Origin of the sequence: Rhodococcus sp. KBW08 (assembly GCF_003852455.1) — a bacterium.
GTDB classification, from domain to species: Bacteria; Actinomycetota; Actinomycetes; order Mycobacteriales; family Mycobacteriaceae; genus Rhodococcus_F; species Rhodococcus_F baikonurensis.
This window is the reverse complement of the sequence record NZ_QAJJ01000077.1, coordinates 1-252: the sequence shown is the minus strand read 5'-3', so window position 1 is coordinate 252 and position 252 is coordinate 1. Positions and strand designations below refer to the sequence as shown.

At 45.2% G+C, this 252-nt stretch carries 1 rRNA gene; it reads left to right on the top strand.

Annotated elements, in window-relative coordinates:
* A 23S ribosomal RNA gene (locus DBV08_RS32665) occupies positions 1–252 on the top strand; the annotation flags it as partial.

Genomic DNA, 252 nt, shown 5'->3' with positions numbered 1-252 from the left:
GCGGGAGTAACTATGACTCTCTTCAGGTAGCCAAATGCCTCGTCATCTAATTAGTGACGTGCATGAATGGATTAACGAGATTCCTACTGTCCCTATCTACTGTCTAGCGAAAGTACAGCCGAGGGAACGGGCTTGGAAAATATAGCGGGGAAAGAAGACCCTGTTGAGCTTGACTCTAGTCCGACTTTGTAGGGAGACATTAGAGGTGTAGTATAAGTGGGAGACGCAAGTCGACAGTGAAATTTTTTTTTT